Origin of the sequence: Leptothoe sp. LEGE 181152 (assembly GCF_032906605.1) — a bacterium.
GTDB classification, from domain to species: domain Bacteria; phylum Cyanobacteriota; class Cyanobacteriia; order Phormidesmidales; family Phormidesmidaceae; genus Leptothoe; species Leptothoe turfae.
In genome coordinates, this window is sequence record NZ_JASATU010000012.1 from 88,612 (window position 1) to 114,761 (window position 26,150).

The following is a 26,150-nucleotide window of genomic DNA, read 5'->3' on the forward strand; positions in this document are numbered from 1 at the left end:
TTTAACCCTCCCCACTGGTTTGCAACTGAGCTAGCACCTGATCGAGGGCCGTCTGACTCAGGTTGGCTTGGGGAAAATCAGAGGGGGTATAGCCGCCAGCCTCATTAGAGGTGCAGTGGGCAATCAGCGCTTTCAAGGCGGCCATGGTTTGCTCGGCTACCTGGGCCATGGTTTCCCGCCGATGGCACTGATCGCTGTAGGTCCAGGCCAGCTGCAGTTGGCCGGACAACACCCGGCCATTAATCTCAATCACGTGGCGTCGCAGTGTCTTAGGGTCTCGGCTGTGACCCTCGGATTCTGGAGCCAAACCAAACAAACTGGCCCCGGGCAGGCTGCTGTCAAACTGGCCCAGGTAGTTAAACACTAAATCGGGCTCTGGGTGATTTTGGCCTGCGGTACTGAGATATCGGCCAACGCCGTAATCCAGAGGCCTGCCGGGGCTACGCAGCTGTTCTTTGATGGCCATCAGTGCCGCTCCAGGATTGGGGTCCGTAGGCAGCGTCAGCTGCACTGGGAAGATGGCGGTGAACCAGCCCACGGTGCGGGAGAGATCCAGCTGGCCGTCAAAATCATCGCGGCCATGGTTCTCTAGCTCAATCATTAGGGACGATTGCTGGGTCCATGGGGCCATCCCTTGCAGCAATGCCGTTAGCAGTACGTCATTGATCTGGCTCTGGTAGGCCTTGGGCACCTCCCGTAGCAGCGCCTCGGTTTCGGTGACATCCAGACTGAGGGCCAGTGTGCGTGCAGAGGCCACTGTGTTGTTGCCGTCGGTAAAGTCCAGGGGTAGAGTGGCCGTGTTTGGAGCGAGCTGGGTCTGTTGCAGGTCCGCTGATTGACTGTAGGTGATCAGGTGTTCGCCCCACTGTTGGAAGGAGGTGGTTTTGGGGGGCAGTGCGATCGCAACTCCACTTTGCAGCTGGCCATAAACCGTCTGTAAATCCTCCAGCAGCACCCGCCAAGATACACCGTCGATCACTAGATGGTGCACCACCACTAATAATCGGGCCGAGCGGGCAGGGCCAAAGTCAAACCAGGCGGCCCTCATCAGCGGTCCATCGGTAATATTTAATGAAGTTTGCAAGGCGTCGGCGTGGGTCACAATCTGGGTTTCCACGTCGGCATCAGCGCAGCCTGTCTGATCGATCCGCTGCAGCGAAAGCGGCCTGTGGTCTCCATGCACCGCCTGCCAGCGATTGTCTTGACGCTGGAACCGTAACCGCAGGGCATCGTGATGCTGGCTCAGATGATTGAGCGCTTGCTCCAGTAAATCTGGGTTGAGAGACTCTCGTGCCTCCAGCAAGAGGGCCTGGTTCCAGTGATTGCGATTATCAACTGCCTGCTCAAAGAAGCGATGTTGAATCGGGGTGAGGGGGGCCACACCGCTCATGGGGCCTTGCTCCGCCTTGGCCGCTGTGGCGGTGCCCGCGACGGCGGCTAGGCCCGCAATGGTTTGATGATCAAAGAGTTGGCGGGGGGTGAGCTGTAGACCGGCCTGGTTGGCCCTGGCAATCACCTGAATGCTCAGAATGGAGTCCCCACCCAATTCAAAAAAGTTGTCGTGGATGCCGATAGTCTCCGTCCGCAACAGGTCTTGCCAGATGGCCACCAGTTGTTTTTCAGCATCGCTGCTGGGAGCCGTCTGCTCAACCGCCGAACCACGATTGGGGGCAGGCAATGCCTGGCGGTCAATTTTACCGTTGGCGGTGAGGGGAAAACTCCGTAATGGCACCACCGCTGCTGGCACCATGTAGTCAGGCAGTTTTGTCGCTAGATATGTTCGCAGGTCTTCTACAGACGTAGTCGGGGCAATCGCATAGGCCACCAGTTGGGGCGTCTCGGTCTCTTTGCGTAACAGAACGATCGCCTGTTGAACAGCCAGATGCTGTTGCAGTACGGCGGCTATTTCTCCCAGTTCAATGCGAAAGCCCCGCAGCTTAATTTGGTCATCAATGCGACCCAAAAATTCTAGCTGGCCACTGGGTAAGTGACGCGCCCGATCGCCGGTGCGATAGAGCCGTCCCGGTGCAAAGGGATTGGTGATATATCGCTCTGTAGTTAGGTCGGGGCGATTGAGATAGCCTCGACTAACAGCCGCACCACCCACATAAATCTCACCGGGAATACCCACCGGCACTGGCTGATGGTGAGGGTCCAAAACATAAACCTGGATGTTGGGCAGCGGCTGACCTAGGGGCAGGGTGGTGGCTGGCTCGAAGTGCTCGGGCACAGTATAGGTCAGCACCCCAACGGTGGTTTCAGTGGGGCCGTAGTGATTTAACAGTTTAAGCTGGGGCCGATAACGGCGTATCTCTGCGACCAGGGATCCTGGGGCGGCTTCTCCACCCATTACTAAACAGTGATGGGGCAGCCAGACGGCGGCAGATTCATCACTGAGCAAGGCCCCGAGATGGGACGGCACAATTTTTAAACAATCGAGGGGATATTGACGACAGTAGTCGGCAAGGGCACTAGGCTGTAGGGCTCGATCATCATCAATCAGGTGTAAACAGCCGCCGGTACACAGGGCTGCAAACAACACGGTATTACCTAAATCTGCGGCCACACTGGACACTAAACCATAGTGGGCATCGGCCTCTAGACCCAACTGGGGTAATATACCCTGCACATAGTTGAGGATGTGGCGATGTTCAACGGCCACCCCCTTAGGCTGTCCTGTTGAACCAGAGGTGTAGATCACGTAGGCCAGATGTTCGGGAGCTGTCTGGTGAAGCAAGTTCTCGGTATCTGTTTCGTCCCAGGGGGTATCTAGACAATGGGTGGGAACAGTCTCGGGAATGAGATCGCACCATTCCGACCGAGTCAATACCTGTACTACAGCCGCACCTTGGCAAATGGTTTGGAGCCGTTCAGTGGGCAGATGGGGGTCTAGGGGCAAGTATGCCCCTCCAGCTTTGAGAATACCCAGGATGGCAACAACCCAGTCGAGACAACGGGGGAGGGCTACGGCCACCACAGTCTCCGACGTTACCCCTTGCTGCCGCAGCATTTTGGCCAACTGATTCGCCCGACTATTCAGCTGGCCATAGGTTAAACAATCTGCTTCAAACCGCACAGCCGGATGATTAGGCGTTTGCACTGCCTGGGCCTCAAACCACTGATGTAGACTGGTATAGCCGCAGGGCTGGCTGGTGGCTTGATTAAAGTCCACCAGTAAGGCTTGTCGCTCTGCTGCACTGAGTAACGGCAGCTGCGAAATAGTCATCTCCGGTGCGGCTATTGCTGCTGTCATCAGGGTTTGCCAGTGGTTCTGAATCTGTTGAATAGCCCATAACTCTAAACGGCTAGCGTCGTAGAGCCAGTCTAGGGTGAGGGTGTTTGCTGCGGACCGACACACTAGCTTTAACATGGAGGGTTCTAGCAGAGCGTTGGCTGCCATAACCTTCACAGGAGAGAGAGTTTCTAGAGAGAACTCGTCTGGGGAAGCTGACTGCACACCAAAGCTAATGGGAAACCAGCCAGCTTCATCCTGCACGTTTTCCCAGGCAAAACAATCCTGCCAGGGTTTAATTTCTTCTAGTTTCTGATGAACGTGAGCGACAAGCGTGGCAAAACTTTGGTTGGGCTGCAGGTCTACCTGTAGCGGCAGATCGCGGGTTAATGGGCCACAGGCCGTTTGCAGCTCTTCATAATGCTGACGGGCATCACAGCTATAACCCAAGGTGAATGTCGATTGTTCAGTGAGTCGCGCGATTAAAATCTGCCAGAGTGTCAGACACACCTCATCTACTGTCACTCCCTGCTGAGCTGCCCAGCGATATAGGGTTTGGGTTTGCTCCACCGGCAACACAACAGAATGGACCTGGAGGTGAACGGTGTCAGCCACAGTAGAGTCCGCTGACCGCTCCAAAGGTAGTCGTTGTATTACCTGTTCCAAATTGCTTGAGCGTCGCCAGTAGCTACGTCCGGCGGCGGTATCTTCCCCTGCCAACAGATCGGTCTGCCACTCGGCTAGATCAGCGTATTGCAGTGGGGGCTCCTGATTGATCTGCGAGGTTTCTCCAGGGGTTTCTCCAGGGGTTTCTCCATAGAACTGCTGGAATTCGTTGGCTAACAGTGACAGGGTGGCACCATCGGCACACAGCGCTGGCAAATTAAATAGCAACTCATCGTACTCCCCTCGCTGAATCCAGTGCACTTGAAACAGGGGGCCTTTCACCCAGTCAAACGCCTGCGCCAACAGGGTTTGCACCTGGGCTTTTACGACCTCAGTCGACAGGGTTACATCATTATGCTGCGTCAGTACCGACTGACTCGACAGGGTTTCTGCAATTACCTGTAGTGGCATTGTCATCCCCGGCAGGGTGGGAAAGGTCGTACGCAGAATTTCATGTCGATCAATCAGCTGTTGTAGGGCTGTAGAAAGCTTTGCGGCAGCATAGGGCTGGGGCGATCGCAACCGTAGCGAAGCGCGAAAGGGCTGTCCAGGATAGCGTTGCTGTAGTCGCCATAAACGTTGCTGCTGGGGAGAAAGACGATAACCTGCAATTTCAGACGGAGGGGGGGCTTGGGTAATTTGCATAGGATCTACGCTGATGGTTAGAGAAAGATATTAGGAAACAAAAAACGAACAGTTAGTCAGCGACCCCTGCAAGGTTTTGGTGAGGTTGGGCCATGCCCACCAACACCTTGCGAGGGCCACTATAAGGAGTACGTCCGTGGGCCGCCAACATGTTGTCGAGCAGCAACACATCCCCTTGTTGCCAGGGAAACATCACCGTATGGGCCTGGTAGGCCGCGCGAATAATGGCGACATCGGCCTCATCCAGGGCCGAACCATCGCCGTAGTATGCGTTGCGTGGTAAATCTGCTTCGGCGATATCAGCTAACAACCCTTCACGCACCGCTGGCTCCAGGTTAGAAATATGAAATAAATGGGCTTGATTAAACCAAACCCAGTCTCCGGTGTGGGGATGACGGGCCACCGCCTGACAGATCTGCTGGGTGCGGAGACGGTTGCCGTTGCCCCAACTCCAGGTCATGCCGTTGGCCTGACAAAACGCTTCCACCGCCGCCGGATCGTCCGTTTGAAATACGGTTTGCCAGGGCAAATCGAGGGAGCCACCATAGTTACGCACATAGAGGATTTGTTGTTCTTGCCAGCGCGATCGCAAATCTGTTGGCAGGGCCTGATAGACCTGACGGCTGTCGGCAATGGGCGTCATCCCCCCCGAGACAGCAGGCTGGACACAGAGAAACGCAATTTTGAGGGGCCACTGACGGCTATAGGCCATTTCGTTGTGCAACGGAATGGTCTGGCTGGCCGGATATTCTGTTGAGGTATACACCTTGCCACTCACCTGAGTGCGTGGCGTAGAGCGGTAGGCGTAGTCCAACAGATTGTCACTGAGCACGTTTAAAAACTGTTCTAACCCCAGGGTATCTGCGCTGTCAAAACCACGAAATAACAGTCCACCATGGTGATGGAGTTTAGTCTCAATCCAATCTCGCTGGGTCTCAGCCCAGGCAGCCAAGTTGAGGGAACCCTGGGTGGGTCGCACCACCAGCGGTAGCCGCCGGTCGGCAGCCAAGGTCTGAGCTGTAATTAAAGATTCCGAAGAGACCTGAACCGAGCGGCGACGAATGCCAGTCAACCGCTGACGAGAAGAAAAAGTCATAGGGCTAGGAAGTAAAGGATTGACGGCGGGTGCCTCTAAGCTTTTGCCGCTGGGTCGATAACAGCGCTCGTTTTTGTTCCAGCATTTTTTGCTGCTGTCGCTGTTGTAAATGTTGGACCAGGTCTGCAATTGACTGGTCGGGATCGCGGGCAATGTCGGTCAGGAGATCTTCATAGCCACGGGCTAGCCGAGCCACTGTAGCCGATTCAAAGAGATCGGTGCTGTACTCCAATGCCCCCTGTAATCCCTGGGGACTTTTCCATAGACCTAGCTTCAGGTCATGCTTAGCGGTGCCCAAGTCAATCTCAATCGGTTCTAGGGTCAGCCCCGGAAACGACACCGTGGTGACTGGATCGTCCTGGAGATAAAACCAAACCTGATATAGCGGTGTTTGACTTAGATCCCGTTCGGGTTGAAGTTCATCCACCAGTTTTTCAAAGGGTAAATCCTGATGGGCATAGGCATTGACTGCCTGGTCGCGCACTCGCTGTAGCCATTGACAAAAGGACAGCTTGTCGTCGATTTCGGCACCCAGTACCAGCGTATTGGTAAAAAAGCCAATCAGGTTAGCCACTTCCGGGCGATCTCGGTTAGCAATGGGGGTACCCACTCGAATTGTGGCCTGCTGGGCATAGTCATATAGCAAGACCTGAAAGGCGGCCAGGGTGGTCATAAACAGAGTGGCATTTGTCTGCTGGCTCAGCGTTTGCAGCTGGGCTGTGAGTTCTGGCGATATCCCTAGGGAATGTCGGTGGCCGCGGTGGCTGCGCACGGCAGGGCGGGGAAAGTCGGTGGGTAGGCTGGGCAACACCGGCGGAGAGAGTTGAGTACGCCAGTAGTTAAACTGTTTTTCTAAAATGTCTCCCTGCAAAAACTGTCGCTGCCAGACGGCAAAATCAGCATATTGAATGGGCATAGGGGGGAGCTGAGCCTGTTGCCCCCGTTGATGGGCATTGTACAGAATGGCTAACTCCCGGATTAACACTTCCATGGACCAGCCGTCAGAAATAATGTGGTGCAGGGTGAGCAATAGTACGTGGGTCTCGGTCTGTAATTGGATCAGATGAGAGCGCACCAATCCATCTTGCTCTAAATCAAAGGGCTGTTGCACCAGCTTAAGCGCCTGGGATTGAATGGCCGCTGTTGGGTCCGCTGATGGTAAATCTTGCCAATCTAGCTGGGTCAACGAGACAGCCCCCGTGGGCTGCACCCGCTGATAGGGTTGACCATCCACCAGCACAAAACGCGTCCTTAAGGATTCATGACGCTGCACCAAATCCTGCCAGGCACACTTTAATGCGGCTACATCCAGGTCGCCCCGCAGCCGCACCGTGGCCATCATTGTGTAGGCCGGATTACCCGGTTGCAACTGGTCCAGAAACCACAGCCGCTGTTGGGCAAAAGACAGCGGGAACGTATTGGGATGTTGAAGGTGAGATCGCAGCAGGGTCGCTAGCTGCGATCGCTTATCGGATAGCTGGGCAATGGCTGGCCGAAGTGTGGAAGTCATGACCTTTAAAAAGAATAATTCTCGATAAATTTGAGGCTAAAAATCCATAAATTCAGGTGCGTGAGCAAAGTCAACAAGCTCAATCACCCTCTAACCTGATTTCACTAAAAACTTTCAATGCTTTTTTCAGAAAGAACTTTGTCGAATAGACACAAACGGATTTAAGATCTGAAACGTAGCAACGTTAGGACATGCATCCTTAATTAACTCAAGTATGTCCACCAAACAAATGGAAAACCATGCAATAGCAGGCTAGTCTTAAACAAGAATCTTTGTCAATAGAATTATCTTACACGCCATTTGCCATGAATCTTCTTTCCCTGCTGTTGCGCACATCCCCTATGGCAATGGTCATAGCTATCGTGGCTGGGGGGCTCAGTGGTGGTGGCAGTGCTCGTCTAGTGGCCCTGGTCAACGAAGTTATAGCGGGGCGACAAGCAACAACGGCATCCTTTTTTTGGGGCTTTTTGGGGCTGCTGGCCGTTGTTTTGGTGGCTGGCTATTTATCACAGCTACTCTTGATTCGCCTGGGTCAGGGGGCTCTGCTGCACCTGCGTTTGATGCTAGCTCGCCAGCTGCTAGACTGCCCGTTACGTCAGCTCGAAGATTTAGGCAGCCATCGTCTATTTGCCTCGCTCACAGCAGATGTTGAAACCATTGCTTCGGCATTCACAGTGGTGCCTTTTCTCTGTATCGACTTAGCCATCGTGGGCGGTTCTCTGCTGTATTTGGGCTGGCTATCGGTCCCATTGCTGTTAATTATGGTCGCATTTTTGCTCTTAGCAACCGTCACCTATCAGCTGATTGCCCGACGCGCTCGACGCTTTTTGGTCAAGGCCCGTAACGAACAAGACCGATTATTCAAACACCTGCGCGGCCTGATTCACGGCATGAAAGAACTCAAACTGCACCAGCAGCGACGACAGGTTTTTCTAACCGATGAATTGCAACAGACAGCCACCACATATCGCCGTTTTACCGTCTGGGGCATGGGCATCTTTGCCGGAGCCGCTAGCTGGGGGCAGCTAATTTTCTTTGCCGTTATTAGCGTCTTTTTGTTTGTTATCCCCCAGTTCAGCGCCCTGGATATGACGCTGTTCTCTAGCTACGTGTTGACCGTTATTTATCTCAACGGTCCCCTCGAAAATTTAATGCGACGCCTGCCAATTCTGAGCCGAGCCAGTGTGGCCCTAGACAAAGTAGAGTCCTTTGGTTTTATGCTTAACCAGTTTCCAGAACTTCCTAGTATAGAGTCCCTATCTCCATCGTGGCAGCATCTGGAACTGAAAAACGTAGTCCATCACTATGACCGGGGAGCCGATACGACTCCATTCACCGTAGGCCCCATCAACCTGGCATTCAAACGACCAGAAGTGGTATTTCTCATTGGTGGCAATGGCAGTGGTAAATCCACACTGGCAAAGCTGATTACGGGTCTATATCCTCCGAGTTCAGGCCAGATTATCCTGGATGGCAACCGGATTACTGATGCCAATCGAGAAGCCTACCGACAACAGTTTTCCGCGATTTTTGCTGATTTTTATCTGTTTGACCGCCTCCTGGCCCTGGACAACCCCCAACAGATTGAACAAGCCAACGCCTATTTGCAGGCCTTGCAGCTCGCTCACAAAGTTCACATCCAGGATGGCAAGCTGTCCGACATCGATCTCTCCCAGGGGCAACGCAAACGCCTGGCACTCCTGACCACCTATCTAGAAGATCGGCCCGTGTACCTGTTTGATGAATGGGCTGCCGATCAGGACCCCCATTTTAAGACCGTGTTCTATACCCAAATTTTGCCTGAACTCAAGCGCCAACAAAAGCTAGTCTTAGCCATTACCCACGATGATAAATATTTTCATCTAGCTGATCGTATACTCAAGTTAGAGAGCGGTCAGTTAGCCGATAGTTCAATGGCAAAAGTCCTTTCATAAAAGGGTTATGGTAAATTTATCCAGGAACAGAAGATAGTTTAATTATTGCAATACTTTCTCATTTAAACTATCTTGACTTTTTATGGGTCTAGACCGACTTAGGAGTTAAAGCAAAACCAATGTTGGAGGAGATGCGCTATATCAAAAGGCTGCTACCAGCCATCATCGCGTTGGTGCTAGTTGTTGCCTGTGGTGGGTCATCCCCCACAACTCAGCTGGTCATCCCAGAGCAGGGACACGCTGTCGAAACCGCATTAGGTGAGGTGATTGTTCCCCAATCACCCCAGCGGGTGGTAGTGCTGTCTCAGAATGCGCTTGATAACAGTCTGGCCCTGGGGATTAAGCCCATTGCCTCTACCTATTCAGGATTTCCCCAGCGCTCCAACTACGGCAATTTTGCCAGCTATTTGGCAGATAAAAGCGACGGAATTGTCAATATCGGCCATTCATCTCAACCTAATTTTGAAGCTATCCTGGAGCTAAAGCCAGACCTGATTTTGAGTAATGTAGAGGACCACCGTACCTTCTATAATACGCTCTCCCAAATTGCCCCAACGGTACTGGTTGAGACCCGCGCCGATGCCATTACCACCTATGCTACGGCCTTGGGTAAACCAGAACAGGGGCAAGCACTGATTCAAGATTTTCAGGCTAGGGTTCAAGACTTTCGGCAACAGATGGGTGATCGCCTGGAAACCACTGAAGTTTCCGTGCTACGATTTCGCCCCGATCAGGTGCGCTTATATATGCGGAATTCATTTTGTGGCTACATTTTAGAGCAGGTGGGGCTGCCTCGCCCACCGTCTCAGGCCAAGGCAAAATTTTACGAAACGGTTAGCCTCGAAGCCATTCCCGCTATGGATGGGGATGTTATTTTTTACTTTCAAGACAATCCTCAAAACTCCATGGCTCAAAAGGTCACTCGCCATCCCCTCTGGCAACAGCTTGGGGCAGTACAACAAGAGAAAGTATATCCAGTATCCTTTGATACTTGGTTTTTGGGAAATGGGATTTTGGCAGCTAACGCGTTGTTAGATGATTTGTTCAAATACTTAGTTGATACCCCAGTGTGATGTCATCCCAATCCATTACCACTTGCCCCGACATCGATCTCTGTGCTGTGTTTTCTAAGCACAGCGGTGAAGATCCGATCGGGTCAGCCCCAGAGTGCGATCGCTACCTCATTGTTGAGGTGCCCATGCCCTGGGGACGTAATGTGCTACAGAGTAAAAATTTTCCAGCAGCCTTACTACCACTGCTATTACAAGCAGCGGCCCGCAGCACCAAGGGGCGTTGTCTAGCAATTGCTCCAGAGCCACGCTACCATCGGCCAGGCTACCGCCGCATTATTTACTTTCAGCGCCCTGCAGAACAGTTTTCTGTCTACGATAAGCAAGAGTTTTGGCTACCTGAGCATCTTGTGGTGCCACTGGTCAACGCCCTATCTACACCGGCCAAACTTAAAGCTTTTGAGGCCTATCGCCAGCCAGCTACAACGCGAGACTTTCTAGTGTGCGCCCATGCCGAGTTAGATATCTGCTGTGGTCGCTTTAGCCGACCCATTTATGAAAGGCTTAATACCTATGCTCAAAAAGATACCGTCCGTATCTGGCGCACCAGCCATATCAGCAGCCATAGACTGGCCCCCACCCTAATTGACTTTCCCGAAGGCCGCTATTGGGGACATTTAGAACCCGATACATCTCACCATTTGGCACAACGCAACAGATCTGTGACCGATTTAAGATCCTACTACCGAGGCTGGGCTGGGCTGCCACCCCTGGCCCAGATCGTAGAGCGAGAGATTTTTATGGAGAGAGGCTGGGACTGGTGTACCTACCGTCAGTCAGGCTGGGTATCTGCCATAGATGAGGCCCGTTCTCAGGTGCAAATTGACTTTACTAGCCCGGATGGAGAAACAGGCTGTTACCGCGCCACCGTAACAGTCAATGGCACCGTGATGACGTTACACAATTCGGGCAAAGGTGATTTCAGTCCAGTTAAGCAATACAAAATTAGCAACTTAGAACAACTGTAATAACCGTCTAACCTGTATTTAGCCATGTCACCATTGACGCGTACTGACGGCGACTTTTGATCAGGATTCTGACCTTGGCGTAGTTTGGAAACACCAACGTACGCCAAGGCCAAAACCAATTTTCAGTAAGCGTTAGGAGTTTAGCTAATGCTGTTAAACCCTTGTTGTTACCATTCCATCAAATACATAAGACGTATGGTTCGGCCTCGACCTCCGACATAGTTACGATCGTCAAACCCCGACAAAAATTGAGCTGTAGCTGGATAGTATTGGATGTCAAAGATATTCTCAACACCCAGTTGCAACCTGCCTGAGCCAATATCCACACTACTGATAAAGTCAATCGTGGTATAGCTCTCAATCGATAAGGGCTCAATGCCTTCATCAGCGGCTCGACTACGACCGCCTACGATCAAGGCCTGTAGACGATTAGTCCAGCCAGGTAGGGTTTCATTTTCCACATAAGCGGTAAATTTAATCGGAGAAATTTCGCCACTATTCAAGGGGTCAAAATCATCATCTCGATCCACATCATTTTCACCTTCAGACCAACCAACCGTACCGCCAATGCCCCAGGTGTCTGCTGGTTGCCAATCCACTGTGGCTTCTACACCATATATCCGCTGAGGGGCACGCTGAATAGTCAGCAAACCATCTTCGTTGGGCACCAGACTTGAACCCAGGTCTGATGTGTTGTAAAAACCGCTGAGGCTCGTTTGAATCGATGGCCAATTACCGCGCACACCAATTTCATATTCAGTAACTTTGATCGGTTGAGTAATATCCAAATCGTCCTCAATACTAGTAAAGCCAGGGGGGGGCAAGCGTAAGACTCGACTAAACTCAGGCACACTGAAGCTCTGGGCAAAGCTGGCAAAGAGTGAAACCTCGTCAACAGGCTGATAAACCGTACTAGCGTTAAAAACAACGTCATCAAAGTTGCGATTGCCACCTTCAATATTGCGACTACCAGTGACTGAAAAATAGTCATCCACGTCAAGGTTGATATTTTCATAACGCACCCCACCCCGCAGCAGCCACGATTCACTGGGCTCCCAATCAAGCTGAGTGAAAAGACCCAGACTATTCACCCGATAAGGGGGGGTAAAGTCAAATTCTTGGAGCGGGGTTAGTCGCTGCTCATTGTCAAATGTTGTTGCATCAAACTGGGCCGTAATCTGTTGATTTTTCTGATTTTCATAGTCTGCACCCCACAGTAGGTTAAGGGTTTCATTCCTGGTTAAAGGGGTTTCAACCTGTAGTCGCCCGCCCCAGCGTTCGGCCTCAAGACGTGATTGAAACAGAAAGGGAAAGAAATCGATGCCGAGACGACCATCAGCAAATTCACCACGGGCGAGCGTATTTTGGTAATACAATTGTCCTCGCAATTCGCTACCCCATAGATCATCATGGGAATAGCTCAAGTTTGTGACCAGGCTCCGATCTGTTGGATTATTTTCTCGTTCAAAACCAGGGATCTTCAAGGCCCGAGCAGTTTGTCGACCAGGAATAAGGAGGGTTTCGGGACTAGCAATAAACTCCGTATCTCGCTGGGAATTAAAGTAGTTAATTGTGAAATCGAATTGCTCTTGGTCGCTGGGCTCATAGTTAAATTTGCCCAACAGGTTGTAGCTGGTGGTATCGCTCAGACTCGACTCTGAAACGTTACGATTACCGTCAGCATCGAAAAAGCTACCGGTTTCGTCACGGGATAGGATCAATCTATAGGCGGAGCGTTCAAATCCTTCTGAAATATTGATAGCAAAATTAGTGCCAAAGCCATCTTCCTCTAGGTCACCTAATGATGCGCTACCGCCAACCCGAGTTTCCAGAATCGCTTGACCATCTTCGGGACGACGGGTGATGATGTTGATGACGCCACCGGTACTTTGGCCACCAAAAATGGCGCTGGGGCCACGAATCACCTCGACTCGCTCAATGGCAGAGGGGTCAATACTACGCAGTTCTTGGCGATTAACCCGAAAGTTAGTGGACAGCGGTACACCGTCAATTAAGATGGCAGCTTCTCGACCTCGAAGGGTTTGCCCACGGGTGGTGCGTAACTGGTTCGGGGGGCCAAATCCTGGCACTAAATTGCCTAACGTATCAGCAAGATCGTTGGAGAGAATAGACTGTTGTTCGATTTGTTCTCGCTCAATGACGGTGATGGAACGTCCGATGTCGTCTATGGACTCTTCGGTACGGGTGGCCGTAACAACTAAGCGCAGGGGAGCTGCGTCTTCCAGTCCCTCTGCCGATTCATCAGTGGGTCCAGGGGGATCGCCAGAGGGATCGGTGGTTACGGGCTCGCCATCGGGGGACGCTGGGTCAGTGACGACGGTGCTGACGGCGAAAATTAGACCTCCAGGCTGCTGATCAATTTCAACGGCTGGGGCAGTATCTTGCCCGACAATCGTTACCTGAATACGGTTGGTGGCCAGGGATTTAACCGTAATTGATTCGATCCCCGTAGCCGGATTGTCTTGCTGAAAGGTATCCCCCTCGGAGGTTTGAAGTTGGGCGTCAACAACATCGACAACAATTGTGTTGTCGCCACTGCGATTGATAAAGGTTTGTAGGGGGGCCTCAGTGGGAGATTCAAGGGTGAGTGACAACCCTGTGTCAGTTTGGGTCAGCTGTACAGCAGTAATTATGGACGTCTGTGCATAGACAGGTTGCGCGATCGCAACCGTAATCGCACTTGCGATCCCAAGCGTACAGGTTCCTAAAGACAATTTCATCATCATTCCTCACACACAAATAATGGGGCCCTAAGCCAAGTAACTGGGGCCTAAACTCGCGGGTCTCAGACATCGCTGTTGCCACGCTAAAGCTAAATATTGTCAATTAAGAGACCAAAAAATGGATTTTTAATGAGAATATTATCAAAAACCTAAAGGGCAAAACACTCCCTTGTCAAGCTCATCATGGACGTCAAGAAAATAATTAAAACCATTGATTTGCATAGAGTAACTGCATTGACTATCTAACTTCTTGCGAATGAGAGCTGAGTCATCTATACTCACTATTGCGAAATGGTATCAATTAATAAGTTTGAGTTTTAATCTCATTCGCAAATGTATTGCCTCCGCAATTCGCAAATGTATTGCCTCCGGCACTCCGGTTCGCTCCCGTTTACCTCAACCTGTTGGGTCCGTCTACCTCATCTATTAGCCCTACTCCATGCCCCATCTGACCTTTAACTGTCTCCAGGGTGTTAGCCCAGGTTTGACCTGGGTTGATTTCCTTAGGGAGAGAGCGGCACAACAGCCCTCTCGAATTGCCTTCCAAATGTGGAATGACGGTGTAGTGTCGTCTGAACAATTAACCTATGGCGATTTAGACTGCCGCAGTCGAGCGATCGCCGCCCAGATGCAGCGATTAAATCTCCAGGGAGAGCGCGTACTCCTGCTCTGTCCCCCTGGATTAGACTATGTTTTGGCATTTTGTGCCTGTTTGTATGCGGGTGCGATCGCTGTGCCGATACAGCCACCTCGCCCCAATCAGTCCCTAGAGCGATTTCAAGGTGTTGCTGCTGATACGCAAGCTGCGCTGATTTTGACAACGTCTGCTCAGCAGTTCCAACCCAGCCCCCTGTCGAACATTCCCACGCTTCAGCTAGATTCTGTTCTTGCTACAGCGGCAACTGCCTGGCAGTCACCCAACATTGATCCTGAAGCAATCGCCTTCTTGCAATACACTTCGGGCTCTACCGCTGCACCGAAGGGGGTAAAAATTAGCCATCGTAATCTCATCCATAACGTTGCTGCCATTAGCCATAAGTTTGAGTTAAACAACCGTAGCGAGGGAGTGTGCTGGCTACCGCCGTATCACGATATGGGACTGATCGGCGGCATTCTCACATCTCTATACCAAGGATTGACCACCACACTGATGTCGCCCGTGGACTTTTTACAACGTCCCCTGCGCTGGTTACAGGCTATTTCCCGCACCCAAGCAACCATCAGTGGCGGTCCTAATTTTGCCTATGACCGTTGTGTAGAACGGTTCAAGCCAGAACAATGCGTGGGACTGGACTTAAGTCATTGGTCAGTGGCCTTTACGGGGGCGGAGCCGATTCGGATGGCTACCCTTGAGCGATTTGCTTCGACATTTGCCGATTATGGGTTTCGCCCTGAGGCGTTCTATCCCTGCTATGGCATGGCAGAGGCGACGCTAATGATCACCGGTGGCGATCGCACCAGTGCCCCCAAACAATTAACCGTAGATGAGAAAAAACTAGCGGACCATCGCATTCAGCCTGCCGACCAGGGACGCTTGCTAGTGGGCTGTGGACAGGTGATTGACTCAGGTCAGCTGATAATTGTTAATCCCCAAACCCTGACGCGGTGCCAACCCAACGAAGTTGGAGAAATTTGGGTGACTAGCCCCAGCGTCGCCCAGGGCTATTGGCAGCAGCCACAGCTAAGCCAAGAAACCTTTCATGCCCACCTGGCTGACCCTGGGGCTGGACCGTTCCTACGCACAGGGGATTTGGGCTGTCTGCAAAATGGAGAGCTGTTTGTGACCGGGAGGATAAAGGAAGTCATGATTATCCACGGTCGCAATCACTATGCCAGCGATGTGGAAGCCACCGTGGCTGCTAGCCATCCGGCTTTTCGGACCACATGGGGAGCCGCGTTTACCGTGGATCGACATGAACAAACTCAGTTGGTTGTTGTACAAGAAGTCGGACGGGTGTGGCTGCGGCGATTAGAGCCTAAGCCCATCATCCGAGCCATTAAGCAAACCGTGAGCCAGGTTCATGGCCTGCGGGTGGAAACCATCGTGCTCGTTAAGCCTGGAAGTATTCCTAAAACCTCCAGCGGCAAGATTCAACGTTCTCGCTGTCGTTCACAATTTTTGGCTGGGCAGCTGCATCCCATTCCCATGGCCCAACCTGCAAACACTCGTTAATTGTGAGCAACTGTGAGCAAGGCTTCTCCTATGAATTCATCCGTTAACCCGCAACCATCTGTTATGGACCAACCAACGATAGCAAACATTGAGGCTTGGCTGTCTGAGAGACTGGCAGAGTCTCTGGGCACCACAATTGAGGGCATTGATCCAGATGCGCCTTTTGACAGCTATGGACTCGATTCTACCGAAGTAATTGGGCTGTCAGGAGAACTTGAGGAGTGGTTGCAGCGACAGGTTTCACCCACATTGCTTTACGACTATCCCACGATTGCCACCCTGGCTGAACACTTAGGAGACCTGTCCTTAGAAACTGAGGGGCAAGAGAGCTAGTACTTTATGGCGTAAGTTTGTCCACCATCCAATGTGGATGAGTCGATGGGTGGATGGGTGGATGCAAGGGTGCCAAATTTTTGCCATCGGGTACTAGGTCTTTGGCATTCCTGGCGAGAACAGTCTGTTTAAGAGCGACATTTGGCCAAGCCGATGCCATGGATGATGGCTCTGGCCAGGCAGCAGTGAACCAATGACCATTTGTTAATCTGCACTGAGAGGCATTCTAAACGATGAACCCAATTGCGATTGTCGGTTTGGCCTGCCGGTTTCCGGGGGGCGACAATGCCGATAACTTTTGGCAGTTCCTGTGCCAGGGAGGTGATGCCATGACGTCAGCTGCACCCAGAGAACTGCCAGGGCTAGCCACCACCGGATGGGGGGGGTTCCTGTCCCATATCGATCAGTTTGATGCAGCGTTTTTTGGGATTTCCCCCCGTGAAGCGGCCTATCTCGATCCCCAACAGCGGCTGTTATTGGAAGTTTGTTGGGAGAGTTTAGAGCAGGCGGCTATTGCACCTCAATCCTTAGCGGGCAGCCGTACAGGGGTATTTGTTGGCATTAGTCACAGTGACTATGGTTATCTTTTGGGTCAACACCACAGCCCAGAGAGCGACGTGAGCCCCTACAGTGCCACTGGGACGGCGCTTTGTGTGGCCGCTAATAGAATCTCCTATGCCCTCAATTTAAAGGGGCCTAGTCTAGCCGTTGATACTGCCTGTTCATCGTCGCTGGTGGCCGTACACCTGGCAGGGCAAAGCCTGGCGGCTGGCGGCTGTGACTTAGCGCTGGTAGGGGGGGTGAATTTAATTCTCAGACCCGAGGTGACGGAGGTGTTTCAACAGGCCGGGATGATGGCCGTTGATGGCCACTGCAAGACGTTTGATGCTGCCGCCGATGGCTATGTGCGCTCAGAAGGGTGTGGCGTTGTGGTGTTGAAGCGACTGGCTGATGCTGAACAGGCGGGAGATCGGATCTTAGCGGTGGTACAGGGTTCAGCCGTTAATCAGGATGGGCTGAGTAACGGTCTAACCGCCCCCAACGGCCCTGCCCAACAGGCGGTTATTCGTCAGGCATTGACCCAGGCCCAGGTGCCTGCCGCCCATGTTAGCTACGTTGAAACCCATGGTACGGGGACACCCCTGGGGGATCCGATTGAAGTGAATGCGCTAAAAACGGTGCTAATGGCGGGTCGTTCCTCCCAACAGCCCTGTGCCCTAGGGGCGCTAAAGGCCAACGTCGGTCACATGGAAGCGGCGGCTGGCATTGCGAGTCTGATTAAGGTGGTACTAGCACTACAGCATCGCTACATTCCGGCCCATGGGCATTTACATCAACTCAATCCCCGCATCGACCTGACGGACACGCCGTTGTTTATTCCTCAGCAAGGTTGCCAGTGGCCGTCATCGGTTGGTGTGGATCGACCGATAGCGGGGGTGAGTGCCTTTAGCTTTGGGGGGACCAATGCCCATGTAATTGTGTCTGCGGCATCCAGCTCCCCGACGCCTGCCTCGACTTCTGTTGCTGCTCCCGCCTGGCACAGCCTGATGCTAACGGCTAAATCGGAGCCTGCTTTGACCGCCCTGGCGGGCCGCTATACGGAGTTTTTGCAGGCCCATCCTGGGGTGAATCTGGCAGATGTCTGTTGGACAGCCCATATGGGGCGTTCTATCTTTTCTCATCGGGCGATGGTGGTGGCGGATTCGTTAGAGGGGATGAGATCGCACCTCACTGATATGGCCCAGGGGAAAAATTCGACCGCTGTGGCTATGGCGAAAGCTCCCCGTCGTCCCCAGCGAGACATTGCATTTTTGTTTACGGGGCAGGGGGCACAGTATGTCGGCATGGGACGACAACTCTATGACACACAGCCCGTGTTTCGACGCATCTTAGATGAGTGCGATGCTGCCTTGCAATCTGAGCTAGACCCGTCGCTCCTGACAGTATTGTTTACGGAAACAGAAGAGCAGGCAAACAGACTACACCAAACAGCGTATACCCAGCCCGCCCTATTTGCTTTGGAATATGCCCTTAGTGAACTGTGGCGTAGCTGGGGGATTGTCCCCACGGTTATTCTAGGCCATAGCCTGGGAGAATATGCTGCTGCCTGTGCGGCGGGGTGCTTAAGCTGGACAGATGGGCTACGGCTTGTGACCCTGCGTTCTCGTCTGATGCAACAGTTGCCGCTAGATGGCACCATGGCCGCCGTATTTGCTGCACCTGAACAACTACAGCCCTTAATAGAGACCTTAGATGGGGTGGAAATTGCTGTCATCAACGGACCCGGCAACACCGTCATCTCTGGTAACAAAACAGCTGTGGACTCCGTCTTAAAAATTCTTGCTGATCAGGGGATTCGTACCCGCCCCCTACCTGTTTCTCACGCCTTTCATTCGACGTTAATGGAGCCAATGCTCGCGGAATTCGCAACATTTGCCCAAACCCTGACCTATGCATCCCCAAAAATCCCGCTAATTTCTAATTTGACGGGCCAGCCGTTAACAGCGGCCCCAGATGCCGATTACTGGTGTCAACAGCTGCGCCAACCGGTTCAGTTTGCCACTGGTTTAAAGACCTTGCTGGCCCAACGCCCTAATCTATGGCTTGAAATTGGGCCACAGCCCACGCTGCTAGGAATCGCACAGCGCAGTTTTTCTGGAGCTACCAAACCTTGGCTGCCCTCCCTGGTGCCGAAGCAAGATGACGAATGCGTGATGCTAAAAACCCTTAGTCAACTAGCTGTTCGAGGGTTTACCGTCGATTGGGCCGCTATCAATCAAACCCAGGGGCAGCGGATTGCCCTACCCACCTATCCTTTTCAACGCCAGTCCTATTGGTTTATGCCGACATCTCCCACACCACCTACCCCCACGGACACCGCCAAGGTCCTAGTACCGTCCAACCCAGTTGCCCAGGTACAGACAGAATTAAAAACGCTGGTGGCCAAGCTGCTAAAGATCTCGCCAGACGCTGTTGATTCGCAAGCGCCGTTCCTGGAAATGGGCGCTGATTCTATCGTGCTGATTGAAGCTGTTCAGGCCATTGAAGCCCGCTTTGGTGTGACGGTCACCATTCGGCAATTCTTTGAAGATCTACAGACTCTAGAGGCGTTATCTAACTTTATCGCTCAGCAAACGGCAGATGGGACCAACCGTAGTTCCGATCATAGTCCCAACAGTAGTACTGGGACGCCCGCAGCGACCGACTCTCCCCCACTCAACAACAGAGAACCACTCACTGTAACAACAGCGTTTTCAGACATGTCTGTGGGGACAAGTCCTGTGGTTGCTACCACGGGCTTAGAGCAGATTGTGTCACAACAGATGCAGCTAATGACGCAACAGATTGAGCTGCTGCGTCATGCCCAGCAAGGCACCCAAATGCCAGCCACGGTCTCTCCAGCCATGGTCTCTCCAGCCATGGTCTCTCCAGCCATGGCTTCTCCAGCCACGGTTTCTCCAGCCACGGTTTCTCCACCACGGCCCCCGCAACGACCGGCCCCGCCACATGTCTCCTCTCCACCCCCCACAACAGTATCCGCAGCTCATCAGTCCCTAACTGAATCACAGCAGCACTATCTCCACACATTTATTCAGCGCTACACCCAGCGCACGGCTGAGTCAAAACGTCGTAAGCAGACTAGCCATCCCTATTTAGCCGATAGTCGTGCCTGTGCCGGATTTCGGCCCTCCATCAAAGAGATGCTCTATCCCATTGTGGGTACCCGAGCTGAAGGGGCTCGACTGTGGGATATCGATGGCAACGAATACATCGACATCACCATGGGGTTTGGAGTCTATCTATTTGGTCACCGCCCCGACTTTGTTCAGCAAGCGATCGCAACCCAGCTACAGCGCGGCATTCAAATCGGTCCCCAGGCAGAATTAGCGGGAGATGTGGCCAAACTCCTCCATGAACTAACGGGCATGGAACGGGTCACCTTTACCCAGTCCGGCTCAGAGGCCGTGATGACGGCTCTACGGTTAGCCCGCACGGCCACGCAACGCCGTCTCATTGTCAGATTTGAGAACGCTTACCACGGTCACTTTGACGGAGTCCTAGCTAGATCAGCAGAAGATAATGCTGGCGTGCCCATCGCTCCCGGCACGCCCCCCGGCATGGTGGCGGATGTGCTGGTGCTACCCTATGGCGACTCTACTGCACTTCAGGTGATTCAGAACCGGGCCTCTGAACTCGCCGCCGTCTTAGTAGAACCCGTGCAAAGCCGTCGCCCCGGTTTACAACCACAAGACTTTCTGCAAGATCTACGTCGCATCACCCAGGACCATGGGGTGGCGCTAATCTTTGATGAGATTATTACGGGCTTTCGCATTCATCCCGGTGGAGCCCAAACCTGGTTTGGCGTGGAGGCCGACTTGGCCACCTATGGCAAAGTGTTGGGCGGCGGCATACCCATTGGTGTTGTTGCCGGTAAGGCCCAATACATGGATGGCATTGACGGTGGTCTCTGGCACTATGGCGATGACTCTTATCCGGGTGTGGAGCGTACTTTTTTTGCCGGAACATTTTGCAAACCCCCCCTGGCGATGGCCGCTGCTAAAGCTGTTCTGCTACACCTTCAGCAGCAGGGAGCAGACCTACAAAAACAGCTGAACCAGCGCACTGAGATATTTGCCCAGCGGCTAAATACGTTCTTTAGCCAGGCCGAAGTGCCGATCGAGATCGTGCAGTTTGGTTCGCTCTTTCGGTTTGCCTTTACCGGCAATTATGATTTGTTGTTTTATCACCTGATTGAGCAGGGAATCTATGTCTGGGAAGGACGTAACTGTTTTCTCTCCACCGCCCACACAGAGGCCGACATTGAACAAATCATCCAGGCGGTCCAAACAGCGGTGGCCCAAATGCAAAAGGGAGGTTTTCTGCCGGGAAAGTCATTGACGGCAGCTCAGGTACTGCCCTTGACCGAAAGCCAGCAAGAGATTTGGCTATTAACGCAGCTCAATCCTGATGCCTCCCTTGCCTATACAGAATGTGTCTGGTTAGAGTTGCGGGGGCCATTGCATGAGTCGGCGCTACGCCAGAGCCTGCAACAGCTGATTGACCGCCATGACGCGCTACGAACTGGAATTGTCCCCACCGGCACAACCCAGCAGGTAGTCCCCAGTCTGACATTCACCTTGCCGTTCATTGACTTGAGTGCCCTCAGCTCCGAGAAAAAGGCTCTCGAAGTTCAGCATTGGCTACAGCGAGAACAACACCACGTTTTTGACCTCACCCAGCCACCCCTCCTGCGCATGCAGGCTCTGAAATTGGCGGAACAACACCATGGTTTGGTACTTACCGTCCATCACATTGTCGTAGATGGCTGGTCCACTCAGATTTTACTCGAAGAGCTGAGTCAGCTATATAACATGGCCGTTGGGGATAACATTCAACCACTGCCGTCCCCAGGTTCCTATCGAGACTATGTCCAACAAGTCAGCCAGGCCGCCGATGCGGCCTACTGGCAACAGCAACCCCTGCCCCAATGGCAGCTATTGACCGACAGCGAGCCGATGGGGTCACCCGATTACCACAGCACCTCCCAATCATGGCAGCTATCTGCTGAGCGCTATCGACAGTTTCAAGTTTGGAGCCAGAAACACGGTTGCACTCCCTTTATGACATTGTTGGCGGCCTTTTGTTTACTGCTACATCGCTGGAGTCAAACAACAGAATTAGCGGTGGGTATTTCTGTGGCTGGCCAGGGACAACCCGGCTGGTCGCGGCTAGTGGCTCACTGTGTGAATGTGTTGCCAGTGTATAGCCAGCTTCGCCCGGAGCAATCACTGACCGATTATCTGCATACAATTCGGACGACATTGTTAGAGTGCTACGACCATACCGACTATTCTTTAAGCCAGTGGGCGCGCTGGGCAAAAAACAACCGAGCAGAAACATCGGCCAGATCCGCCGATCCCCTACAGCCAATTGTACCCGCGTTCTTTAACCTAGACCCATCGTTAACCACTCCTGATTTTCAAGGATTGGCCGTAGAAACAGTGCCCCCATCCCCAGTGTATGGACGGTGGAACCTGACTTGGCACCTGAGCGAGGTTGAAAACGGCCTTCATTTAACAACGGTCTACCGCAGTGCTCTGTTTGAAGACACAACTATCGCCGGTTGGATAGCGGCCTATAACAGGCTATTAAACCTGATGATGGAATCTCCGCAAGCAACGCTGGAAGAGATCCATCAGACGTTGGACGATTTTTTAACAACCCAGACTCAGCGCCTACAGACAACGCTCGTCCAGCAAAGCCGTCTGAAGCTGGAAGCCACACGCCGTTCTCAAGGGATCAAAAGGATGAATTGAGCCGACTAAGCCCATAGATGGCCTAATACGCCTATGACAACAGAATCTTCTGAAGACTACAACAAATTCATTTTACTAGCCTCTGCCGTGGCTTGCATCGTGGCAGAGGCTATATTGTTTCCAAAAATGAAACTAAGTATCAATAGTGATTTAGCAATGGGCATACACTATGAAAGCTTTTGTATCTTGAATTTGCAGCCTTTTTATATAAATTTTCAACACATTAGCTTGATTTCAGTATAAAAAACTACTTTCAGCATGGCTGTATTTAATGAAAATGAATATCATTAAATAGAAGGTTTCATAAAAAGGGGCAGTACCCTCTGTCATAGTGAACATGCAGACAGCAACATTAACTCGATCTAAATCTTTAATTGGTACAGCTGTTCCAGCTAATACCTTTATCCTGCTTGAGGTGCCGCCACCGTGGGATAAGCCAGCCTTGTTGTCGTCAGGGGTGCCTGAGTCCTTAAGGAAGGTGGTTAGGTCGTTATTGGTTGCCAAGTCTGATGTGCGTGTGCACCTGATTGCTAATGAAGAATCTGGGCAGCAACAGCGGCGGCGCATTTTAATTTTTCGGCGTGCTTGTTTACCAACTGACAGTGGCCTCCAAACCGAACAGGTGAATACTTTAGTGAAAGACTATGGCTGTTGGGACATTCAAGTTGAATCACCTGATGATATGGCCGTAGCCATTGATGATTTCTTTCAGCAGAAATGCCGACCCCTAAAGCTTTCATCACAGCGACACTTGATGGTATGTACCCATGCAAGCCACAATGAGTGCTGTGGTATGTATGGTTATCCATTTTATCGAGATGCGATCGCAACTGTTCAGCAACTTGGCCTGAGTGATGACGTTAAACTGTGGCAAGTTAGTCACATTGGTGGGCATCGATTTGCTCCTACACTGATTGATTTTCCCCAAGGACGTTATTACGGCAATCTGAATCAACAATCTCTGATGTGTCTGCTGCAACAATCAGGTAATATGGCACCCTTGTTGTCCACCTATAGAGGTTGGAGCCTTTTGCCTAAACCGCTTCAGCGTTTAGAAGCTGAGCTTTGGCACCATTATGGTTGGTCTTGGATGCAGAGCCCAGTATTTGGCCAGATTTTAAAACAATCGACAGCCTATGTATTGGCTGAGTTGACTGTTAAGTTGCCTGGTCAAAACCTGTTGCGCTACATAGCTGAAGTTCAAAATAATCAATTAAACTGTTATCCATTGGGTTCGTTGGTTGGGAGCGATATGCCCAGTTTCTCGATACGGCTTGAGTAATTGCCCCCACAACTAGGGGTACTTTCAACTGTTCTACCACCTGATGCTAGGAACTACCACTGGCAAGATAACTGCCCACGAGCTTTTGTCGAAAACAAAGTGCATAAGGCTGTATAGCTTGCTAAGCCTAGCTTACTAAGTGGCACGAGAGTTTTGCCTCCGGCTAAATCTGATCGAGAAATACTATATCGTCTGATAGTGAAGACCTATGGCGAACTTGAATGGATTCCACTACAACAATATAGTAGGTGTTTAGTGGGATAGTTATGACTATCTTCACACATATCAAAGCATCAACAGATACGGGGAAGTTGCTCACCACTGAGAAAGTCGAGAATCCGCTGGGATCCAACAGCATTTTTTATTGTGACCAATGCCCTTTGATCATCTACGACTTGTCCAATAATTTGAGCGTGTGAATGGTACTGTTGCAGGCATTTCCATACATCTGATGCCACACTTGCTGGTACAAAAGCAACAAAACGGCCTTCATTAGCGATATACAGTGGATCAAGTCCCAGAATTTCACATGCACCTTGGACCTGCTCTTCCACCGGAATCGCTATACTCTCTAGTTCAATGTTCACATGGGCAGCCAATGCAATTTCATTCAGGGCACTGGCTAACCCACCCCGAGTTAGATCCCGTAAACAGTGGATTGGCCAATGTTGCAGCAATTCAAGAACAGGTTTCACTAAGGGAGCGGAATCACTCTTTATGGTCGTTTCAAACGTCAGCCCTTCTCGGGCAGACAAAATAGCAATGCCATGACGGCCAACATCTCCACTGAGAATGATCACATCGCCTACTTGAACAGAAGAGGGACCGATCAAACCGTCGTGCTGAAGCACACCAATCCCAGATGTGTTGATAAATATCCCATCTCCCTTGCCCCGATCAACGACCTTGGTATCGCCGGTAACAATCTGTACGTGGGACTGTTGCATGGCTGCTTGGATTGACTGCACCACTTGCCACAGGGTTTCCATCGGCAGCCCCTCTTCTAGAATAAAACTAAGACTGAGATAGTGCGGTCTTGCGCCGGCCATAGCCAGATCATTGACCGTGCCATAAACAGCCAGGGAACCAATATCACCCCCTGGAAAAAACAGCGGGGTGACCACATAGGAATCGGTAGTAAATGCCAACCGGTTACCGGCCATGGTTAAACTAGCGGCATCATGCTGCCAGTCTGGGTCCGGCTGGAATGTAGCTAGCAACATAGTCTCAATGAGCTGGTGCATGAGACGTCCGCCGCCGCCATGGGCCAGAAGGACTTGAGGATATTGATGAATGGGAATGGGACAGGCAGCATGCATAACATTATCTGGGTTTAACTTGACGCCCTGCCTGGAGTTGCCCATTAAGGTGCAGGACAATGTGTTCTTCAGGCTGTAAACTGCCTGTTATCTCAGCGGCCATAGTACTGCACTGAAACACAAATCCCACTGACTGACGGCGAAACCATGCCAGGGTTTGCTCATTAAACTCCCACATGATAAACATTAGCTTAAAAATGTGAAGAAGTTGTGAGCAGACGCCCATCAGGCCATAATATAGAATTGTATTCTTCTCTTATCTTCCCTCTTTTCTACTAAAATCCACATACCACTCCATTCTTCCTCATGAGTTCCTCAAACTATTCTTTTACAGTGTAGTTGAGGACTTAGCTCAGCTGCCCAAGTTCTCTTCATCCCCTAGCCAGCCATAGGAGGAAGCAGTATGTGGACCATATTTTTTAGTGCCGCTGCAATTTTGCTCATAGCTATAAGAGTCTTTCTCACAGCCGATAAACAATTTGAAGTCATCTCTGCTGGGCTTACCGCCACGGCCTGTGTGATGATTTTGATTGGAGTTGCTCCTCCGGCACTTCAGATCGCCTTGCTAGTAGCTATTTTCCTGATTGAAAACTGGGTTTTGGATCACCAACCCAAAGCCAGTTAACTATCTACCGCAATACCCATTAGTTTCTTCGAGGAAATTATCGACTGACTTCATTGTGGATACGGTAACAAGCCCATCCATTACCCATGAGTTGACGAGGTGAGGATTAACGAATATTCACAATACCTATTGAAAATTATCGATTCCAGAACTTGTTGAGCATGCGATCGCATTCATCTCATTGAGCTAGCTACCCTGAGACTGGGGAATATCTCAAAAGTCTCAGGGTATTTTTT

14 protein-coding genes are annotated in these 26,150 nt (G+C 51.7%); 8 read left to right on the plus strand and 6 right to left on the minus strand.

Translation table 11 applies throughout. The annotated features are described in order from the left end of the window. Position 1: 1 nt before the first annotated feature. Genes QGP82_RS06865 through QGP82_RS06875 form a run of 3 tightly spaced genes read right to left on the minus strand, consistent with a single transcriptional unit; the run spans position 2 to position 7,149 of the window. The gene (locus tag QGP82_RS06865) at positions 2–4,543 is read right to left on the minus strand and encodes an amino acid adenylation domain-containing protein (RefSeq protein WP_499058001.1); all 4,542 of its coding nucleotides are present in this window, start codon (positions 4,541–4,543) and stop codon (positions 2–4) included. Between the two features lie 52 nt (positions 4,544–4,595). After that, the gene (locus QGP82_RS06870) at positions 4,596–5,639 is read right to left on the minus strand and encodes a TauD/TfdA family dioxygenase (protein WP_499058002.1); all 1,044 of its coding nucleotides are present in this window, start codon (positions 5,637–5,639) and stop codon (positions 4,596–4,598) included. Positions 5,640–5,643: 4 nt separating this feature from the next. Beyond that, positions 5,644–7,149 carry a condensation domain-containing protein gene (locus QGP82_RS06875; protein WP_163702297.1) on the minus strand — a complete coding sequence of 502 codons (1,506 nt, stop codon included), beginning with the start codon at positions 7,147–7,149 and terminating at the stop codon, positions 5,644–5,646. 305 nt (positions 7,150–7,454) lie between these two features. Here QGP82_RS06875 and QGP82_RS06880 point away from each other — a divergent pair, with 305 nt between their 5' ends. The 3 genes from QGP82_RS06880 to QGP82_RS06890 all read left to right on the plus strand — a co-directional run bounded on the left by QGP82_RS06880 (position 7,455) and on the right by QGP82_RS06890 (position 11,121). Further along, positions 7,455–9,083, plus strand: coding sequence for a cyclic peptide export ABC transporter (locus QGP82_RS06880; protein ID WP_490793497.1), 1,629 nt, complete (start codon positions 7,455–7,457; stop codon positions 9,081–9,083). A gap of 131 nt (positions 9,084–9,214) precedes the next feature. Further along, positions 9,215–10,156: an ABC transporter substrate-binding protein gene (locus QGP82_RS06885; RefSeq protein WP_163670524.1), complete on the plus strand. Its 942-nt coding sequence runs from the start codon at positions 9,215–9,217 to the stop codon at positions 10,154–10,156. Next, positions 10,156–11,121, plus strand: a complete 966-nt coding sequence (locus tag QGP82_RS06890) for a ferredoxin family protein (RefSeq protein ID WP_163670522.1) — start codon at positions 10,156–10,158, stop codon at positions 11,119–11,121. Before QGP82_RS06885 ends, QGP82_RS06890 begins: the two co-directional genes overlap by 1 nt. 167 nt (positions 11,122–11,288) lie before the next feature. Here the strand turns inward: QGP82_RS06890 and QGP82_RS06895 are convergent, their stop codons facing one another. Further along, a complete protein-coding gene (locus QGP82_RS06895) occupies positions 11,289–13,865 on the minus strand; it encodes a TonB-dependent receptor domain-containing protein (RefSeq protein ID WP_499058005.1) in 2,577 nt (858 codons plus the stop codon). A gap of 439 nt (positions 13,866–14,304) precedes the next feature. On the opposite strand from QGP82_RS06895, the gene QGP82_RS06900 reads away from it, so the two are divergent. From QGP82_RS06900 to QGP82_RS06915, 4 genes are all read left to right on the plus strand, one after another. Next, the gene (locus tag QGP82_RS06900; protein WP_499058007.1) at positions 14,305–16,038 is read left to right on the plus strand and encodes a fatty acyl-AMP ligase; all 1,734 of its coding nucleotides are present in this window, start codon (positions 14,305–14,307) and stop codon (positions 16,036–16,038) included. Positions 16,039–16,068: 30 nt separating this feature from the next. After that, entirely contained in the window at positions 16,069–16,371 is a 303-nt protein-coding gene (locus QGP82_RS06905; RefSeq protein ID WP_163670517.1) for an acyl carrier protein, read from the plus strand. A 233-nt stretch (positions 16,372–16,604) separates the two neighbouring features. After that, entirely contained in the window at positions 16,605–22,688 is a 6,084-nt protein-coding gene (locus tag QGP82_RS06910) for an aminotransferase class III-fold pyridoxal phosphate-dependent enzyme (protein ID WP_499058009.1), read from the plus strand. Positions 22,689–23,025: 337 nt separating this feature from the next. Further along, on the plus strand, positions 23,026–23,970 hold the full coding sequence (locus QGP82_RS06915) for a ferredoxin family protein (protein WP_499058011.1): 945 nt from the start codon (positions 23,026–23,028) through the stop codon (positions 23,968–23,970). A 293-nt stretch (positions 23,971–24,263) separates the two neighbouring features. On the opposite strand, the gene hypE is transcribed toward QGP82_RS06915, so the two are convergent. Together hypE and QGP82_RS06925 are read right to left on the minus strand one after the other, a co-directional pair. Then, positions 24,264–25,289: a hydrogenase expression/formation protein HypE gene (gene hypE, locus QGP82_RS06920; RefSeq protein ID WP_163697951.1), complete on the minus strand. Its 1,026-nt coding sequence runs from the start codon at positions 25,287–25,289 to the stop codon at positions 24,264–24,266. A gap of 4 nt (positions 25,290–25,293) precedes the next feature. After that, positions 25,294–25,476, minus strand: a complete 183-nt coding sequence (locus QGP82_RS06925) for a hypothetical protein (RefSeq protein ID WP_499058013.1) — start codon at positions 25,474–25,476, stop codon at positions 25,294–25,296. 216 nt (positions 25,477–25,692) lie between these two features. On the opposite strand from QGP82_RS06925, the gene QGP82_RS06930 reads away from it, so the two are divergent. Further along, positions 25,693–25,914 carry a hypothetical protein gene (locus QGP82_RS06930; protein WP_163670507.1) on the plus strand — a complete coding sequence of 74 codons (222 nt, stop codon included), beginning with the start codon at positions 25,693–25,695 and terminating at the stop codon, positions 25,912–25,914. The last annotated feature ends 236 nt before the right edge of the window (positions 25,915–26,150 follow it).

Excerpts from the sequence above, each read along its gene's own strand:
- QGP82_RS06865 (WP_499058001.1), bottom strand. The coding sequence starts at position 4,543 with ATGCAAATTACCCAAGCCCCCCCTCCGTCTGAAATTGCAGGTTATCGT.
- QGP82_RS06870 (WP_499058002.1), bottom strand. The coding sequence starts at position 5,639 with ATGACTTTTTCTTCTCGTCAGCGGTTGACTGGCATTCGTCGCCGCTCG.
- QGP82_RS06875 (WP_163702297.1), bottom strand. The coding sequence starts at position 7,149 with ATGACTTCCACACTTCGGCCAGCCATTGCCCAGCTATCCGATAAGCGA.
- QGP82_RS06880 (WP_490793497.1), top strand. The coding sequence starts at position 7,455 with ATGAATCTTCTTTCCCTGCTGTTGCGCACATCCCCTATGGCAATGGTC.
- QGP82_RS06885 (WP_163670524.1), top strand. The coding sequence starts at position 9,215 with ATGCGCTATATCAAAAGGCTGCTACCAGCCATCATCGCGTTGGTGCTA.
- QGP82_RS06890 (WP_163670522.1), top strand. The coding sequence starts at position 10,156 with ATGTCATCCCAATCCATTACCACTTGCCCCGACATCGATCTCTGTGCT.
- QGP82_RS06895 (WP_499058005.1), bottom strand. The coding sequence starts at position 13,865 with ATGATGAAATTGTCTTTAGGAACCTGTACGCTTGGGATCGCAAGTGCG.
- QGP82_RS06900 (WP_499058007.1), top strand. The coding sequence starts at position 14,305 with ATGCCCCATCTGACCTTTAACTGTCTCCAGGGTGTTAGCCCAGGTTTG.
- QGP82_RS06905 (WP_163670517.1), top strand. The coding sequence starts at position 16,069 with ATGAATTCATCCGTTAACCCGCAACCATCTGTTATGGACCAACCAACG.
- QGP82_RS06910 (WP_499058009.1), top strand. The coding sequence starts at position 16,605 with ATGAACCCAATTGCGATTGTCGGTTTGGCCTGCCGGTTTCCGGGGGGC.
- QGP82_RS06915 (WP_499058011.1), top strand. The coding sequence starts at position 23,026 with ATGCAGACAGCAACATTAACTCGATCTAAATCTTTAATTGGTACAGCT.
- hypE (WP_163697951.1), bottom strand. The coding sequence starts at position 25,289 with ATGCATGCTGCCTGTCCCATTCCCATTCATCAATATCCTCAAGTCCTT.
- QGP82_RS06925 (WP_499058013.1), bottom strand. The coding sequence starts at position 25,476 with ATGTTTATCATGTGGGAGTTTAATGAGCAAACCCTGGCATGGTTTCGC.
- QGP82_RS06930 (WP_163670507.1), top strand. The coding sequence starts at position 25,693 with ATGTGGACCATATTTTTTAGTGCCGCTGCAATTTTGCTCATAGCTATA.